The following is a 15,763-nucleotide window of genomic DNA, read 5'->3' as shown; positions in this document are numbered from 1 at the left end:
CCCTATACCGCGTCCGGATCGTCGCGCAGCAGGTCGGCGGTGAGCTGGCCTGTCGGCGCGGCGCGGCGCTGCTGGTCCTGCAGCTTGCCCACCGACGAGGCCAGCGCATGCTGCAGCTTGTCGGCGGCGCCGTCGATGGCCAGGTGCAGGCTCTCGGCCTGGTGGCTGACGGCGATGTTCTTGACGCCGGTGACCCGCGCCTCCAGCAGGCAGCGCATGTCGTTGCTGCCCGACTTCTCGCCGCTGTTGAGGTCGCCCAGGTGGGCTTCCACGTGGGTGATGTGGTCGCGGTACTTGTCCACCGCGTCGTCGATCACGCCCTGCACGTACTCGGTCAGCGCCTGGCGGCCTTCGATGTGGTTGTCGGTCTCGACTTGGATTTGCATGCGGTCTCCGCTGTGGGTTGAGTAGACGGACGCGGCAACGCGCATGCCCGGGCGGCCCCTACACTGGCCACCTTCGCAGTTGTTGTACGCAGGTGGTCGAGCATGTTGTTGGGGTCCCTCGATCGCAGTCGCGACAACAACTTCAACCTGATCCGCCTGCTGGCCGCGCTGATGGTGCTGGTGAGCCACAGCTACGTGCTGGCACCGGGCTGCGACGGCAGCGAGCCCTGGCACATGCTGGGCATCACCCCCGGCTCCATCGCGGTGGACGTGTTCTTCTTCTGCAGCGGCCTGCTGGTGATGTCCAGCTGGTGGCATGCGCCTTCGCTGCGGGCCTTCGCGCTGGCGCGGGCGGCGCGCGTGCTGCCCGGCATGTGGGCGATGGTGGCGCTGTCGGTGCCGGTGCTCTTCCTCTTCAGCCAGGCCGGTGCGGCCGGCTACTTCCTGGCGCCCGAGACCTGGACCTACGTGCTGAAGAACAGCACGCTGTTCTTCGGCACCACCGGCAACCTGCCCCGGGTGTTCGAAAACAACCCGCTTGCAGGCGCCGTCAACGGTTCGTTGTGGACCCTGCCGCAGGAAGTGCGCTGCTATGCGCTGCTGGCCGTGGTGGGCCTGCTGGCGCGCTGGGTGGGCCGCCACCAGCGCCGGCTGGTGACCCTGGCCTGGGTGCTGCTGGCGCTGGCCAGCGCGGCGCTGCTGCTGCGGGCCGGCCTGCGCGGCGGCGACGACCCCAGCAGTCGGCTGCTGATGATGTTCGCGCTGGGCGCGCTGGCCTACCTGGTGCTGGTGCTTGCCTATCTGCCCGGTGGTGCGCTGCGGCAGTTCAACCGCCTGGGGGACTACTCCTACGGCGTGTACATCTATGCCTTTCCGGTGCAGCAGGCGGTGACGGCGCTCTCGCCGCAGATCGGCCTGCCGGCGCACATCGCGGTGTCCACCGCGATGACGCTGCTGCTGGCGGTGGCCTCCTGGCACGCGGTGGAAAGCCCGGCGCTGGAAGCTGCACGCCGCTGGCGGGCCCGCCGACGTCCTGCCGGCGGTGGACCGGCGGCTCCCGTGGCCGGCACTGCGGCCGGGTAAGCTTGCGGCCACACTGACGCACCGCACCCCGGCCGACGGGCCGGGGCTCAGCCTGCGCCCGGCACCAGCTGGCCGACGGTGGCCGAAGGCGGCTCCGGCTCCTCACGCGGCTCGGTCAGCGTGCTCCATTGGGCCACCTGGGCGCGCAGCAGCGTCATCAGATCGGCGGCCATGGCTTCCAGCAGCCTCACCTCGCGCTTGTTCAGCGTGCGCGGCGCCACGTCCATCAGGCACAGCGTGCCCATCTTGAAACCGGCCGCATCCACCAGCGGCGCGCCGGCATAAAAGCGCAGCGCGCGGTCGCGCAGCACCGGGTTGTGGGCAAAACGCTGGTCGCGGGCGATGTCGGGCACCACCATCGTGTGGCCGTCGGCCACCACATGGCCGCACAGCGAGAGGCGGCGCTCCACGTCCGTCTCCTCGGCCGCCGCGGAAGCGCCCTCGGCCGGCTCAGCGCCGGGTGGCGCCGGCAGGTGGCCGAAGGCGCCGCCCACGATCTGCCGGTCTTCGGTGATCAGCGACACCATGGCCAGCGGCACGTCGAAGATGTCGGCGGCGCGGCGGGAGGCGGCTTCCAGCAGCACACGGGCGCGCGGGTCCAGCAGGCCGCTGTCCTTCAGCGCCTGCAGGCGGGCGGGGTCGTCGTCGGTCTGCGGCGCGGCCAGGAAGCCTTCGGGCAGGTCGTCGCCCATGAATTGCGCCAGCCGCACCATCGCCTCGCCGATGCTGCCCACCACCGCGTCGGCGCCCAGGCTCTCCAGGGTTTCGCCCTGCTGCAGCAGCTGCGGCGCATTCCACAGGCCCAGCACGATGCGCAGCTCGGGGTACAGCCGCCGCAGCCGCTTGCAGTACTGGCGGGCGGCCGCCGCCGGCTCGCTGGCGAAGTAGCTGATGCACACGCTGCGGGCGCCGCGCAGGTCCAGGCGGGCCAGGGTTTCGGCATTCAGTGCGGCGGCGGGGCGGTGCTCGGCCGGGCGGCCCTGCAGGCTCAGTGCATGGGCCAGCATGCGGGCGGCCAGCGTGTCCACCTCCCACTTGCCGCCGATGCACACCGCCGCCGGCCGGCCACCGGCCGGCGGCGGGTGCAGCTCGGTCAGCTCGTCCAGCAGGCGGTCCATGCCGGTCACCACCCGGTGGCGGTGCTCGGCGGTGGCCACGCTGGCATGGTCGCTGGTGGCCATGCGCAGCACCGGCAGGCCGGCATCGTCGTAGAAGGCGGCCAGGTCGCCGTCATGCGCCTGCTGGGTGGCCACCTCGATGGCTTCTTCCTCATCGCCCGCCAGCAGCCGCTGGTACAGCCGCGTAGGCGGGTCCAGCGCGGGCTGGCTGCCCAGCAGCACGTTGAGGAAGGCGAAGCGCGGCAGGTGGTGGCCCACCACCAGCAGGCACACCGTCAGCGGCGTGCTCATGATCAGGCCGATCGGGCCCCACAGCGCCGTCCAGAAGGTGGCCGCGGCCATCAGCGACATGGCCGACAGGCCGGTGCTGGCGCCATAGAGCAGCGGCTCGACGATGTTGTTGCTGATCAGCTCCAGCACCACGATCAGCGCCGCCGTCCACAGCAGCATGTCCCAGCCGGGGTCGACCGCGAAGGCCAGCGCCAGCGGGAACAGCGCCGCGATCATCGGGCCGACGTAGGGCACGAAGCGCATCAGCGCCGCCACCGCGCCCCACAGCAAGGCCCCCGGCACGCCGATGGCCCACAGGCCCAGCGCCATCGGCACGCCGTAGCTCACGTTCACCGCCAGTTGCATCGTCAGGTAGCGGCTGATGCGGCGGCCGGCCTCGTCCATCGCATCGGTGCTGCGATGCAGGCTGCCGCCCCACAGGCGCAGCAGGCGGTCGCGCAGGTCCACCCGGTCCAGCAGCACCAGCACGGTGAACACCAGCACGATGCCGGCGGTGGCCAGCGGCTCCATGCTCACTTCCAGCCAGTCCAGCGCCTGCTCCATCGGCGTGGGCGGGCGCTCTTCCACCTGCACCCGCTGCACCGCCGGGCCGCTGCGGGTGGCGGCGGCCTTGTTCACCTCGCGCTGCACCGCATCGAAGGTGCGCACCGCGCCGTCGAACAGGCCGGGCTGGCCGGCCGTGGTGCGCAGCTCGCGCAGCTTGTGCTGGATGTTGCTCTGGTAGGTGGGCAGCTGGGCACTGAGCGCGCTGACCTGGTTGCCCAGGAACAGCGCCGCCAGGCCCAACGCGGCCAGGGCACCCAAGGTCACCGCCACCACGGCGTACACCCGCGGCAGGCCCCAGCGCTTCAGGCGCATGACCAGCGGATCGAGCATGAAGCCCAGCAGAAACGCCAGGAACAGCGGCATCAGGATCGCGCGGCCGTAATACAGCGCGGCGATCACCAATGCGGCGGTGATCATCGATACCAGGAGTCGCGCCTCCGGCAGCAGCGCGAGCAAGGGGCTGCCGGGGCGCGACGGCTCCTCAGGGGGCAAATCGGCCTTCATGGCCACCGCTTGGCATACGGCGGGCCCGCATGGCGGCAGCCCCTTGTCGAGGGGCCACGGCGCCAGGCCGGGGGCGATCAGGTCAGCACGTAGTCTTGCGGCAGCAAGGCCGGCGGCAGGTCGGTCGCGCCCAGCATGTCCAGCAGGTCGATCTCCAGCCCGCGCACCAGCGCGTCCAGCGGCAGGTCGTTGTCGGCACGGCCGAAGGGTTCTTCCAGCTCGTCGCCCAGCGCATCGAGCCCGAAGAAGGTGTAGGCCACGATCACCACCACCAACGGCGTCACCGCGCCCAGTGTGGGTGCCAGGCCAAAGGGCAGCAGCAGGCAGAAGAACCAGGCCGTGCGGTGCAGCAGCAGCGAATAGGCAAAGGGCGTGGGCGTGCCCTTGAGGCGCTCGCAGGCGGCCTGCACCGCGGTGCATTCGTGCAGGTGCGCCAGCAGGCCCTGGTAGACGATGTCGGGCAGCGTGCCGGCGCGGCGCGCTTCGGCAAGCTCCTGCGCGATGCGGGCGACGATCAGGTTGTTGGCATTGCGCGTGGCCGCCAGTGCAGCCTGTTCGGCCGGCGGCAGCCAGGGTGCGGCAGCGGCCACCGCATCCTCGTCGCGCAGGCGGGCGGCCAGCGCATGGGCAAAGCCGATGCAACGGCGCACGATGGCATCGCCCGGCCCGGGCAGCACCACCAGCACCTCGCGCGCCAGCGCCCGGCTGGCGGCCAGCAGCGCGCCCCACTGCTTGCGCGCCTCCCACCAGCGGTCGTAGCAGACGTTGTTGCGAAAGCCCAGGAACACCGACAGCGCCAGGCCCAGCAGCGAAAACGGCACGGCCGCCAGATGGGCCGCTCCCAGCTGCGGCAGCCGGCCGTGCAGCAGCACCGCCAGCACCGAGACGCCGGCCACCAGGGCCAGCTTGCCGGCGATGTGCGGCACGATGGAGCCACGCAGCACGAAGAACAGCCGCCAGGCGGCGGGTCGGGGGCGCACGATCATGGGGCCGATTGTGGCCGCCGGCCCGCGCGCTGGGCGGCGGGGTGCCCGACGTGTGGCGCGGAGCGGGTGACCTGATCAGTGCACGCGGCGCCGACGCGCCGCGAAGCCGACCGCGGCCAGGCCGGCCAGCATCAGCGCGTAGGTCTCCGGCTCAGGCACCGGCGCCAGCACCAGCGAGCCCTGCAGGTTGCCGTAGCTGCCCGGGTCGCCGGTGAAGGTGCCGGTGATCTCCACTTCCAGCGGGCTGCCGGTGATGGCACCGACCACGCCGAGGAAGTTGCCGCCGGCGGTCGGCTGCAGCGAGAACGGCGTGCCGTTGAGCGTGACGCTGGACAGGCTGAAGTTGGTGGCGCTGATGTCGCCACTGATGCGGTACTGCAGCCCCGTTTCGCCGCCGGCCGGCTCGAAGACGAAGTTGAAGAAGGTGTCGGCCGCGCCGATGCGCTTGACGTCGAAGAAATAGGTCGACGACACGTCGTCGAACGAGCTGCCCGGCAGCGCCACGGCGCCGGCCTGCAAGGCGGTGACGGCCAGCGCAGCGGCGGCCCACAAAGCTTGGGGTTTCATGTCACGACTCACGGCATGCTGCGACAGTGCAGCAATGGCCGCAGGGGCAATCCGCATGCCCTGCGCACCCGTCGGATGACATCGGCTGATGGGAAGGCACACCGATTGCCCCGCGTGACGCTTCCATCACCTCGGGACATTCCATGGCCAAAGCCTCCGCCACCGCTGCCACCCCTGCCACTGCACCCGAAGGCGCCGCACCGGCCCGCAAGACGGCGGCCAAGTCGACCCGCAGCCGCAAGCCCGCGGCCAGCGCGAACGGGGACCCCGTCAGCCCGCCCAGCTCCGGTGGCACCCCGGCGGATACGCAAGCTGCGATGCCCGCGGCCAGCACGCCGCGGGCTGCGCCGCCGCAGGCCGGCAGCAGCCGCGACCAGCGGGTGCGTGAAGCGGCCTATCACCGCTGGCTGGCCCGCGGCATGGCCGATGGCGACCCGGAGCGCGACTGGCTGGAAGCCGAACGCGAGGTGGACGGCAACATCCACCCCGCCTGAGCGAACCGCAGGGCGGCCCGCGCCTGCGGCGTCAGGCGCCCCGCGTGAAATCGCCCAGGCCGGTGGCCGAAGGGGCCGGGCCCGACTGCGAGGACGAGCCCGCCAGGCCGCCACTGGGCGGCACGGCGGCAAGCTTTGCCGCATTCAGCCGCTCGCCGGGATTGCCGGTGCCCGCGCCGGCCAGGGCCGGCAGCGCGCCCGACAGGCGCTGCGGCCATCCCGTCTTGGTTTGCCGCGCCATCACCTTGCGGCCGAAGTACACGAGGCCGATCAGGCCGCCGAGTTTCAACAGGTTCATGAGCCCATCCTTTCCAGTGCAGTGCGGCGCCGAAGGGCGCCGCCACGGCCTGGGTTCGGCAGGCTGCGTGCCTGCGTGCTGCGGCTCACCCGGCCGGCTTGCCTTCCAGCTGGGCACGCAGCCGGTCTTCCTGCTCACGCAGCTCGGGCGTCAGGGCTTCGCCGAAATCCTCGGCCTCGAACACCGGGCGGATCTCGATCTCGCTCTCGCCCTGCATCGGGGTGGGGCAGCGCTTGACCCAGGCCACCGCCTCGTCCATGGACTTCACCTGCCACAGCCAGAAGCCGGCCAGCAGCTCCTTGGTCTCGGCGAAAGGGCCGTCCACCACCGTGCGCTCGGTGCCCGCAAAGCGCACCCGCTTGCCGGCCGAGCTGGGCTTCAGGCCCTCGCCGGCCAACATCACGCCGGCCTGCACCAGTTCTTCATTGAAGCGGCCCATCGCCGCCAGCAGTTCGGTCTCGGGCATCTCGCCCGCTTCGGACTGGGCCGTGGCCTTGATCATCACCATCACACGCATCGCCTGCTCCTTTTGCGGTCTGCATCCTCACGACGAAGCAGCCGGGCGCAGATCGACAGGCGCTGTTCAGAACAGCTCGACGCCGCCGGTCTTGTCGTCGTCCTGCAGGCTGCCCTGGCGCACCAGCGCCTCGTGCGACCACACCTGGTTGCGGCCCTGGTTCTTGGCATGGTAGGTGGCGCGGTCGGCCCGCTCGAAAGCGGCCGAAGGCGTGTCGCCCGCGCGCAGCTGGGTGACGCCGGCACTGATGGTGATGCTGCCCACCTGCGGCATAGAGAAGGCCTGCACCGCCAGCCGGAAGCGGTCGAAGGCCTGCAGCGCCTCGGCCTCGGTGGCGCCGCGCAGCAGCACCACGAACTCCTCGCCGCCGAAGCGGTAGAGCCGGTCGCTGACGCGGAAGCTGCTGTTCATCAGCTGCGCCACCAGCAGCAGCACCTCGTCGCCGATCAGGTGGCCATGGCGGTCATTCACCTGCTTGAAGTGGTCGATGTCGATCACACCCAGCCAGTGCACCGCACGGCCCTGGCCGCGGCGCCGTTCCTCGATGCCGGGGTCGGCGCCCTGCCCGTCGGCCAGCAGCTTGAAGAAGGCGGTGTCGAAGCTCTTGCGGTTGAGCAGGCCGGTGAGCGTGTCGCGCTCGCTGTAGTCCAGCAGCGCCTGGAAGTTGCCGAACACCTGCAGCATGCCGGTGATGAGCGCCGCCTCTTCGCGGGTGAGCGGGTAGCGGGTGTCGGTTTCCAGCACGCCCACCACGCGGCCGCCCGCCATCATCGGAAAGCCGGTCCAGGCCGGCGGTCCGGCCACACGCTGGCGCTCGCCACGTGCCAGGCACTGCGCCCGCGCCGGATGCTCGTCCAACGCCGGCAGGCCGTCGAACTCCACCTGCGGCGCCGCTTCGCCCACCTGGTCGGCCAGCAGCTGCGTGACCAGCTTCAGCCGGCTGCCCCAGCGCGGCGGATCGCCTTCCGCCGCGCGGTACAGGGTGACCGACAGCGGCCGCACCAGGTCGCGGATGGACTGCAGCAGGCTGAGGTCGAGCAGGTCCCGGTCGCGCAGCTCCGTCAGGCGGCCCAGGTGGTCGATGGCGTTACGCATTCGCTGCCAGTATCCCTTCGTGCAAGGCCGCGGCTGAGCAGCTCTTGTTGGAAGAGCGCCACCGCGCGCGGCCGGTCATGCAGAAATCCCTGCTGCAGGGTACAGCCTTGTTGCTTCAACAGCTCGGCCTGGGCGGGGGTTTCCACGCCCTCGGCCACCGTGTCCAGCCGGAATTTGCGCGCGATGGCCAGCATGGCCTGCACGATGGCGGCGTCGTCTTCGTCCTCGGTGAGGTCGCGCACGAAGCCGCGGTCGATCTTCAGCTCATGCACCGGCAACTGCTTGAGGTACATCAGGCTGGAATAGCCGGTGCCGAAGTCGTCGATGGCGATGCGCAGGCCGGCATCGGCCAGCAGCCGCAGCCGCGCCGGTGCGTCGCCTTCCAGCAGCACGCCTTCGGTGATCTCCAGCGTCAGCAGCCGCGGCGGCACGCCGGCGGCGGCCAGCGTGTCCAGCACGAAGTGCACGAAAGCCGGCTCGCAGAACTGGCGCGGGCTCACGTTCACCGCCATCGGCAGCTCGATGCCCAGTGCCAGCCAGCGGGCCAGCACGCTGCAGGCCTCGCGCAGCACCCAGCGGCCGATGTCGATGATCAGCGGGCCTTCTTCGGCCAGCGGAATGAATTCGGCCGGGCTCACCGCGCCGCGCACCGGGTGCTGCCAGCGCAGCAGCGCCTCGCAGGCGGCGAGGCGACCGTCGGGCCGCCACTGGCCCTGCAAGGCCAGGCTGAGGCCGCCGTGCTGCAGCGCATGGCGCAGGTCGGCTTCCAGCACCAGGCGGCTGGCCACCTGGTCGCGCATGCCGGCCTGGTACAGCCGCAGCGTGCCGCGGCCCGCGCTCTTGGCGGCGTACATCGCGGTGTCGGCCTCGCGCATCAGGTCGGTGGCCGATTCACCGTCGAGCTTGGGGAAGCAGGTGCCGCCGATGCTGGCATGCAGGCTGAACACCAGCCCGTCGATGCGCAGGGGCTCGGACAGCACCGCCAGCAGCTTGTGGCCCACGCGCTCGGCGCCGGCCGCGGCGGCCGCCAGGTCGGCGCCCAGCCAGGGCAGCAGCACCACCATCTCGTCGCCGCCCAGGCGGGCCAGCGTGTCCTCGGCACGCAGCTGGCCGGCCAGGCGGTGCGCCACCGCGCGCAGCACCTGGTCACCCACCAGATGGCCATAGGTGTCGTTGATGCGCTTGAAGTGGTCCAGGTCGATGAACAGCAGTGCGCCGTGCTCGCCGCGCCGCGGGGCCGCCCGCAGCACCACCGACAGGCGGTCGTTGAGCACGCTGCGGTTGGGCAGGCCGGTCAGGCCGTCGGTGGTGGCGGCGCGGTGCAGCGCGGCCTCGGCCGTCTTGCGCTCGGTGATGTCCAGGATCACGCCCGACAGCTTCAGCGCCTGGCCCTGGCCGTCACGCTCGCTGGCGGCGCCGGTAGCCATGTACCAGCGCTCGGCGCCCGCGGGGGTGCGCAGCCGGAACTCGGCCCGGTAGGGCTGGGCCGGATGGGTGTCGTGCGCCGCCAGCGCGGCCCGCACCAGCGGCGCGTCCTGCGGGTTGACCGCCTGCCAGAACGCCAGCCGCAACCGCGGGCTGCCTTCGGGCGGGGCGACCACCAGGCCGCTGGCCACGGCGGCGCCCCGGTCCACCTCGACGAAATCTTCGCCGCGGTTCCAGCGCCAGGGGGTCACGGCGGCGGCATCGATGGCCAGGTTGAGCAGCTTGCGCGAGGCACGCTCGGCCGTCTCGTCGGCAAAGCAGGAGATGGCGCCGCACACCACGCCATCGGCGTCGTGCAGCGGAGCGGTGCTCACCCGCAGCCAGCGGCGTTCGCCGTCGTCGGTGCGCACGCCCACCACCACGCCATTGCGCGGCAGGCCGTCCTTCAAGGTCATGGCGAGCGGGCGCTCACCCGGGGCCAGCGGATGGCCGTCCTCGCGCACGGTGTCGCCGAAGGCTTCGTGCCGGCGCACGCCCACCAGCTCGACCAGCGGGCGATTCAGGATGGCGGCAGCGGCGCGGTTGCCGTTGACTGCCCGCTGGTCCGGCCCGTAGACCAGCACGCCCACCGGCAGCGAATCGAACAGCGCCTGCGATTGTTCATGCTGGGCCACCAGGCTGCTGACGTCGCTGACCACCGCCACATAACCCCGGAAGCGGCCATCGTCGCCACGCCAGGGGTGCAGGTCCACGTCCATCCACAGCCAGCTGCCGTTGCCGGCCTGCGTCTTGGTGCGCACGCGCGTCGCCCGGCGTTCGGCCAGCGCGGCGGCCAGTTGCTCGCGGGCCTGCTTGTCCTGCCGCAGGAACGGCAGCACCGCCCCAGGTTTGCAGCCGCGGCTGGCCGGCATGGCCACGCCGGTCAGGCGGGTGAAGGCGGCATTGGCCCATTCGATGCGGTTGTCCGGGCCGGTGATCAGCACGCCGTGGCTGGTGTGGCGGGCCACCACGGCCAGGCGTTCCAGCTCCTCCTCCGCGGCCTGCTGGCGGCGGCTCAGCCGCCGCAGCTCCAGCAGGTGCATCAGCTGCCGGGCCAGGCGCTGCAAGGTGTCACGGCCCTCCTCGCCCAGCGCACCGGGCTTCACATCCATCACGCACAAGGCGCCGATGGCCAGGCCCTCGGGCGTGCGCAGCGGCACGCCGGCGTAATAGCGCACATGGGTGTGCCCCACCACCAGCGGATTGCCGGCAAAGCGCGGGTCGGCTGCGGCGTCCTGCACCTCCAGCACGCCGTCGCCGCAGATGGTGTGGCCGCAGAAGGAAATGTCGCGCGGGGTTTCGCAGGCCTCGATGCCCACGCGTGCCTTGAACCACTGGCGCCCACCGTCCACCAGCGTGACCATCGCCACCGGTGTGCCGGCCGTGCGCGCGGCAAGCACCGCGAAGTCGTCGAAGGCCGCCTCGGGCGGGGTGTCCAGCACGCCGTAGGCATGCAGCGCCGCGAGCCGTGCGGGCTCATCGTGGGGGTACGGCGCTGGGAGATAACCGGAGGACTTCATCGAGCCTGCAAATGCCGCGGACACCCATGCCCGCAGCCGGATATCGGCAGGGCCGACCCGGGATTGAGCGCGGCCGACCCGTCAGGCTCAGCGATAGAAAGGCTCCACCTTGCCCTTGAGCTGCAGCAGCAGCGGCCGGCCCTTGCGATCCAGCGTCTTGCCGGCGGGCACCTTCACCCAGCCGGCGCTGACGCAATACTCCTCGACGTTGGTCATCTCCTTGCCATTGAAGCGGATGCCAATGTCGTGCTCGAACACCGCCGGCACATGGTGCGGGCTGCGGGGGTCGATGGACAGGTGGTCGGGCAGCGGGGGCCGGTTGTCGGCGTCGGTCATGGTGTGTGTGGAAACGGTTGTCGAGAAGGCGCCGCCAGGGCGCCGGGGACGTCATTCTGCCGGGCTCGGCGGGGCCGCCCCCTGGGAAAGCACCGCGTCCGCGGGAGGCGGGTTTGTTGTTTCAGCCCCTACTTTCCGTGACGAAGTACTTGCCGGCGTGTCTATCCCTAAGACAATAGTTGCGTTGTAACTGAAGTGGGCTCTCGCTGTACGAGCCGCGCCGCCATGTCCGCCGATCCAGCTGTAGTCGATCCTGGGGCGTCCGATCCTGGCACGGCGACGCTGGCCGGGCCTCCCTGCACCGCGCTGCACAAGCTACCCGCCGCGGTGTTCGTGCTGCACCAGGCCGAGGATGGCCGCTTCAGCTTTCCCTTCGCCAGCGAGGCGCTGCAGCGCATCTTCATGATCCCGGCCGCCCGGCTGGCGGCCGATGCCGCGGTGGTGGCCGGCAGCATCCCGGCAGACGACCTGGCCTTGCTCAAGCGCCAGCTGGCGCAGGCGCTGGAACTGGGCCAGACCTGCCACTGCCGGCTGCGCATCTGCCCGCCGGGCGTCAAGGAGGCCTGGTACGAGCTGGTGGCCGCGCCCGAGCTGCTGCCCGCGGGCGGCGCGCTGTGGCACGGCCTGCTCACCGACGTCACCCACCAGCAGCGCCGCCAGGAGGAGCTGCGCCTGCAGCAGCGCCGCTGGCGCCAGGCCGCCCGCGTGGCCGACCTGGGCCTGGTGGAGTACGACCCCGTCTCCGCCCGGCTGCGGCTGGACGCGGTGGCCAGCCGCCACCACGGCCTGCTGGCCACGCCGGCTTGGCTGGCGCTGGCCGACTGGCTGGCGCTGCTGGCACCCGACGACCGGCTGCTGGGCCATGCGGCCCTCAACTCCACCCCGGTGCCCGGCGCCACCGAACGGCTGCATCTGCGCCTGCCGCTGCCCGACGGCAGCCAGCGCACGCTGGAGCTGATGCTGCAGCAGGCCGAGGACGAAGACCGGCTGGTGGGCACCTGCCGCGTGGCCGAGCCGGCACGCCAGCCGGCGACCGCCCATCCGGTGCCCACGGTGCCGCGTGATGCGCCGGCCACCGACGCCGGAGCCTCGAACGACGCGGCCCCGGACGCCGGCACCGAGGCCACCCGGCTGCCGCCGCACCAGCGTGAGTTCCTCTCGCGCATCAGCCATGAGCTGCGCACGCCGCTCAATGGCGTGCTGGGCTTCGCGCAGCTGATGGCCCAGGACCGCAATGCCCCGCTGCCGCCGGCGCAGCAGCAGCGGCTGGAGGTCATCCGCCAGTCGGGCGCCCGGCTGATGGGCCTGATCGACCAGCTGCTGGACGTGCGCGGCCTGGAAGAAGGCCGCACGCTGCTGCGCCCCGCCCCGCTGGACCTGCGCGAGCCGCTGCGCCGCTGCCTGGACCGCCTGACCCCGCTGGCCCGCGAGCGCCAGGTGCAGGTGGCTGCCGACGTGCCGGCGGACACGCCGCCGCTGCTGGCCGATGGCGATGCGCTGGCCCGCGTGCTGGAGAACCTGCTGTCCAACGCCATCCAGTACAACCGCCCGGGCGGCCATGTGCACCTGCACCTGACGCTGCGCGGCCGCCAGGCCATCCTGGCGGTGGAGGACACCGGCCGCGGCATGTCGGCGCAGCAGCTGTCGCGCCTCTTCGATCCGCTGCAGCGGGTGGAAGCGCCCGGCCAGCCGGCCCAGGGCAGCGGCCTGGGCCTGGTGATCGCACGCCAGCTGGTGCAGGCGATGGACGGCCGCATCCGGGTGCAGAGCAAGCCCGGCGTGGGCACGCGGGTGGAGCTGCAGCTGCCGCTGGCCGAACGCCGCGCCGCCACGCCACCACCGCAGCCGCCGGCCGACCCGCGGCAGCGCATCCTCTACATCGAGGACGACCCGGTGAACACGCTGCTGATGCAGCACCTCATCGAAGGTCAGCCCGGCTGGCGGCTGATCACCGCCGCCACCGGCGCCCAGGGCCTGGCGCTGGCGCACAGCGAGCGGCCGGCCGTGATCCTGCTGGACCTGCACCTGCCCGACATCAGCGGCCAGCAGGTGCTGCAGGCGCTGCGCAGCGACCCCGCCACCCGCGACATCCCCTGCGTGGCCGTCAGCGCCGACGCCCGCACCGAGCCGCTGGCGATGCCCGGCAGCGGCGGCTTCGACGCCAGCTGGAACAAGCCCATCGACGTGGACCAGGTGCTGGGCGGATTGCGCAGCCTGCTGGCCGCCAGCCGCGCGCCGCGGCTGCAAGGCCATGGCTGACGCGCGCGAGGGCCTGGCTTGACCCGCGCGGGCGCCCCGGCGTCCGACCACGCCGCCGCCGAACGCGGCGAGCGCGGCGCATTGCGCACGCTGTGGCTGCTGTGCGGCCTGGTGCTGCTGGCCAGCTGGGTGGCGGCGGGCATTGCGCTGTGGCGCAGCCGCGCCGATGCCATCGACGACTGGCGGCGCTTTCTCACCAGCCAGTCGGCCATGGCCGCGCAGCATGCCGACCAGACCCTGGCCGCCGCCGACGCGGTGCTGTCGCGCGTGGTGCAGCAGGTGGACGCCGCCGGCCCCGAGGACGAGGCCGCCTTCCGCCGACTGGTGGGCTCGCGCCAGATGCACGAGACCATCCGCGACCGCCGCAACGACCTGCCGCAGATCGACGTCGTCTCCATCACCGACCAGCAAGGGCAGCTGCTGAGCTTCTCGCGCGGGTATCCGGCGCCGGACATCAGCCTGGCCGACCGCGACTACGTGACGGCCCACCGCAACGACCCCGCGCTGCAGGTGCACCTGTCGCAGCCGGTGAAGAACCGCGGCACCGGCACCTGGACCTTCTACCTATCGCGCAAGCTCACCAGCGCGCGCGGCGAGCTGCTGGGCCTGGCGCTGGTCGGCATCGAAAGCAGCTACTTCGAGGGCTTCTACGCCAGCCTGGGCGTGGACCCGGCCTCCACCGCCATCCTGCTGCTGCGGCGCGATGGCGAGCTGCTGGCCCGCATGCCGCACAACGAGGCCTTCATGGGCCGCAGCTTCCGTCAGGGCGCCACCTTCCGCTGGCTGGAGGAACAGCAGGCCCGGCAGGCCGCCACGCCCGGCGCCCCGCGCGAGACCACCCATGTGCTGGCCGAACCCCGGTTGACCGACCCCGACGACGTGCGGCTGCGCATCGTGGCGCCCACCGTGTCCAGCCAGTACCCGATGGTGGTCAACATCATGGTCAGCGACACCCTGTTCCTGCGCAACTGGCGCAACACGGTGCGCTGGATCGTCGGCAGCACGCTGGTCTTCAACCTGCTGGCACTGGCCGCCACGCTGTGGATCCTGCGGCTGGCTCATCGCCGCCAGGAAACCCTGGCCGAGCTGCGCGCGGCCCGCCAGTCGGCGGAATCGGCCAGCCGCACCAAGTCGGCCTTCCTGGCCAACATGAGCCACGAGATCCGCACCCCGATGAACGGCGTGCTGGGCATGACCGAGCTGCTGCTGGACACGCCACTGACACCGCGCCAGCGCGAGCTGGCCCGTGCGGCCTATGGCGCCGGCACGTCGATGCTGCAGATCATCAACAACATCCTCGACATCTCGAAGATCGAGGCCGGCAAGATGGCGCTGGAGTCGATCGACTTCAACCTGCACGGCCTGCTGAGCGAGCAGTGCAGCCTGTTCCGCGAAGCAGCGCAGCGCAAGTCGCTGCGGCTGTCGCACCGCATGGACCCGCGCCTGCCCGAGCGGATGCGCGGCGACCCGCTGCGCCTGGGCCAGGTGCTGAGCAACCTGCTGGGCAACGCCATCAAGTTCACCGACACGGGCGAGGTGCTGCTGCAGGTGGAGCTGGTGGACGAGGACGAACACGGCCACCGGCTGCGCTTCGCGGTGCGCGACACCGGCATCGGCATCGAGCCCACGCTGCGCGAGCAGCTGTTCCAGCCCTTCGTGCAGGGCGATGGCTCCACCTCGCGCCGCTACGGCGGCACCGGCCTGGGCCTGGCCATCACGCAGGAGCTGGTCACGCTGATGGGCGGCCAGGTATGGGTGGACAGCATGCTGGGCGTGGGCTCCACCTTCACCGCCGAACTGACCTTCGGCCGCGCCATGCCGGCCGACGCGGGTGCGGTGGCCGGCACGCCGCCCCCGATGCCGGCACGCAGCACCGCCGGCCTGGCCGGCTGCCGGGTGCTGCTGGCCGAGGACAACCCGATGAACGTGATGGTGGCCACCGCCATGCTGGAAAGCCTGGGCCTGCAGGTGGACGTGGCCCATGACGGCGCGCAGGCGGTGGCGCTGGCGCTGCAGCCCGGCGTGCGCCACGACCTGGTGCTGATGGACTGCCAGATGCCCGAGATGGACGGCTTCGAGGCCACGCGCCACCTGCGGGCGCAGGGCCTGACCGTGCCCATCGTCGCGCTGACCGCCAATGCCATGGCCGGCGACCGCGAGCACTGCCTGGCCCACGGCATGAACGACTACCTGTGCAAGCCCTTCACCCGCGAGGCGCTGGCCCAGCTGCTGCAGCGCTGGATCATCGTCGCCGACGGCGTGGTGTAGGCAAGGCGGCCGACAGGCCGGCCGACACCGG

13 protein-coding genes are annotated in these 15,763 nt (G+C 71.8%); 4 read left to right on the top strand and 9 right to left on the bottom strand.

The features are described 5' to 3' along the window. Nucleotides 1–2: 2 nt before the first annotated feature. Nucleotides 3–386, bottom strand: a complete 384-nt coding sequence (locus tag MW290_RS21890) for an HPF/RaiA family ribosome-associated protein (protein WP_250199787.1) — start codon at nt 384–386, stop codon at nt 3–5. Between the two features lie 102 nt (nt 387–488). On the opposite strand from MW290_RS21890, the gene MW290_RS21885 reads away from it, so the two are divergent. Beyond that, complete coding sequence (locus MW290_RS21885) at nt 489–1,469, top strand: acyltransferase family protein (protein ID WP_250199786.1); 981 nt, start codon at nt 489–491, stop codon at nt 1,467–1,469. A gap of 47 nt (nt 1,470–1,516) precedes the next feature. On the opposite strand, the gene MW290_RS21880 is transcribed toward MW290_RS21885, so the two are convergent. The 3 genes from MW290_RS21880 to MW290_RS21870 form a co-directional block, all read right to left on the bottom strand. Continuing rightward, nucleotides 1,517–3,928: an AI-2E family transporter gene (locus tag MW290_RS21880; RefSeq protein ID WP_250199785.1), complete on the bottom strand. Its 2,412-nt coding sequence runs from the start codon at nt 3,926–3,928 to the stop codon at nt 1,517–1,519. Between the two features lie 77 nt (nt 3,929–4,005). After that, a complete protein-coding gene (locus MW290_RS21875) occupies nt 4,006–4,914 on the bottom strand; it encodes a bestrophin family protein (protein ID WP_250199784.1) in 909 nt (302 codons plus the stop codon). A gap of 75 nt (nt 4,915–4,989) precedes the next feature. Further along, entirely contained in the window at nt 4,990–5,481 is a 492-nt protein-coding gene (locus MW290_RS21870) for an FxDxF family PEP-CTERM protein (protein ID WP_250199783.1), read from the bottom strand. Between the two features lie 143 nt (nt 5,482–5,624). Between MW290_RS21870 and MW290_RS21865 the strand changes: the two genes are divergently transcribed. Then, on the top strand, nt 5,625–5,975 hold the full coding sequence (locus MW290_RS21865) for a DUF2934 domain-containing protein (protein WP_250199782.1): 351 nt from the start codon (nt 5,625–5,627) through the stop codon (nt 5,973–5,975). A 31-nt stretch (nt 5,976–6,006) separates the two neighbouring features. On the opposite strand, the gene MW290_RS21860 is transcribed toward MW290_RS21865, so the two are convergent. From MW290_RS21860 to MW290_RS21840, 5 genes are all read right to left on the bottom strand, one after another. After that, on the bottom strand, nt 6,007–6,273 hold the full coding sequence (locus tag MW290_RS21860; RefSeq protein WP_250199781.1) for a hypothetical protein: 267 nt from the start codon (nt 6,271–6,273) through the stop codon (nt 6,007–6,009). A gap of 85 nt (nt 6,274–6,358) precedes the next feature. After that, complete coding sequence (locus MW290_RS21855; protein WP_250199780.1) at nt 6,359–6,790, bottom strand: YciI family protein; 432 nt, start codon at nt 6,788–6,790, stop codon at nt 6,359–6,361. Between the two features lie 66 nt (nt 6,791–6,856). Then, on the bottom strand, nt 6,857–7,885 hold the full coding sequence (locus MW290_RS21850) for a GGDEF domain-containing protein (protein ID WP_250199779.1): 1,029 nt from the start codon (nt 7,883–7,885) through the stop codon (nt 6,857–6,859). Further along, nucleotides 7,852–10,869 carry a bifunctional diguanylate cyclase/phosphodiesterase gene (locus MW290_RS21845; protein WP_250199778.1) on the bottom strand — a complete coding sequence of 1,006 codons (3,018 nt, stop codon included), beginning with the start codon at nt 10,867–10,869 and terminating at the stop codon, nt 7,852–7,854. Before MW290_RS21845 ends, MW290_RS21850 begins: the two co-directional genes overlap by 34 nt. 87 nt (nt 10,870–10,956) lie before the next feature. After that, nucleotides 10,957–11,205, bottom strand: a complete 249-nt coding sequence (locus MW290_RS21840; RefSeq protein ID WP_250199777.1) for a DUF3297 family protein — start codon at nt 11,203–11,205, stop codon at nt 10,957–10,959. A gap of 225 nt (nt 11,206–11,430) precedes the next feature. Here MW290_RS21840 and MW290_RS21835 point away from each other — a divergent pair, with 225 nt between their 5' ends. Both MW290_RS21835 and MW290_RS21830 read left to right on the top strand, forming a co-directional pair. Beyond that, nucleotides 11,431–13,464, top strand: a complete 2,034-nt coding sequence (locus MW290_RS21835) for a hybrid sensor histidine kinase/response regulator (RefSeq protein ID WP_250199776.1) — start codon at nt 11,431–11,433, stop codon at nt 13,462–13,464. Nucleotides 13,465–13,482: 18 nt separating this feature from the next. Beyond that, nucleotides 13,483–15,732, top strand: coding sequence for a hybrid sensor histidine kinase/response regulator (locus tag MW290_RS21830; protein ID WP_250199775.1), 2,250 nt, complete (start codon nt 13,483–13,485; stop codon nt 15,730–15,732). The last annotated feature ends 31 nt before the right edge of the window (nt 15,733–15,763 follow it).

Source organism: Aquincola tertiaricarbonis (assembly GCF_023573145.1).
Lineage (GTDB): Bacteria > Pseudomonadota > Gammaproteobacteria > Burkholderiales > Burkholderiaceae_C > Aquincola > Aquincola tertiaricarbonis_B.
Note: the sequence above shows the minus strand (reverse complement) of the source record. Positions and strands in the feature narration are given on the sequence as shown.

Coding starts and splice junctions, on each gene's coding strand:
- MW290_RS21870 (WP_250199783.1), bottom strand. CDS start 5,481: ATGAAACCCCAAGCTTTGTGGGCCGCCGCTGCGCTGGCCGTCACCGCC.
- MW290_RS21875 (WP_250199784.1), bottom strand. CDS start 4,914: ATGATCGTGCGCCCCCGACCCGCCGCCTGGCGGCTGTTCTTCGTGCTG.
- MW290_RS21860 (WP_250199781.1), bottom strand. CDS start 6,273: ATGAACCTGTTGAAACTCGGCGGCCTGATCGGCCTCGTGTACTTCGGC.
- MW290_RS21840 (WP_250199777.1), bottom strand. CDS start 11,205: ATGACCGACGCCGACAACCGGCCCCCGCTGCCCGACCACCTGTCCATC.
- MW290_RS21865 (WP_250199782.1), top strand. CDS start 5,625: ATGGCCAAAGCCTCCGCCACCGCTGCCACCCCTGCCACTGCACCCGAA.
- MW290_RS21885 (WP_250199786.1), top strand. CDS start 489: ATGTTGTTGGGGTCCCTCGATCGCAGTCGCGACAACAACTTCAACCTG.
- MW290_RS21850 (WP_250199779.1), bottom strand. CDS start 7,885: ATGCGTAACGCCATCGACCACCTGGGCCGCCTGACGGAGCTGCGCGAC.
- MW290_RS21855 (WP_250199780.1), bottom strand. CDS start 6,790: ATGCGTGTGATGGTGATGATCAAGGCCACGGCCCAGTCCGAAGCGGGC.
- MW290_RS21880 (WP_250199785.1), bottom strand. CDS start 3,928: ATGAAGGCCGATTTGCCCCCTGAGGAGCCGTCGCGCCCCGGCAGCCCC.
- MW290_RS21890 (WP_250199787.1), bottom strand. CDS start 386: ATGCAAATCCAAGTCGAGACCGACAACCACATCGAAGGCCGCCAGGCG.
- MW290_RS21835 (WP_250199776.1), top strand. CDS start 11,431: ATGTCCGCCGATCCAGCTGTAGTCGATCCTGGGGCGTCCGATCCTGGC.
- MW290_RS21845 (WP_250199778.1), bottom strand. CDS start 10,869: ATGAAGTCCTCCGGTTATCTCCCAGCGCCGTACCCCCACGATGAGCCC.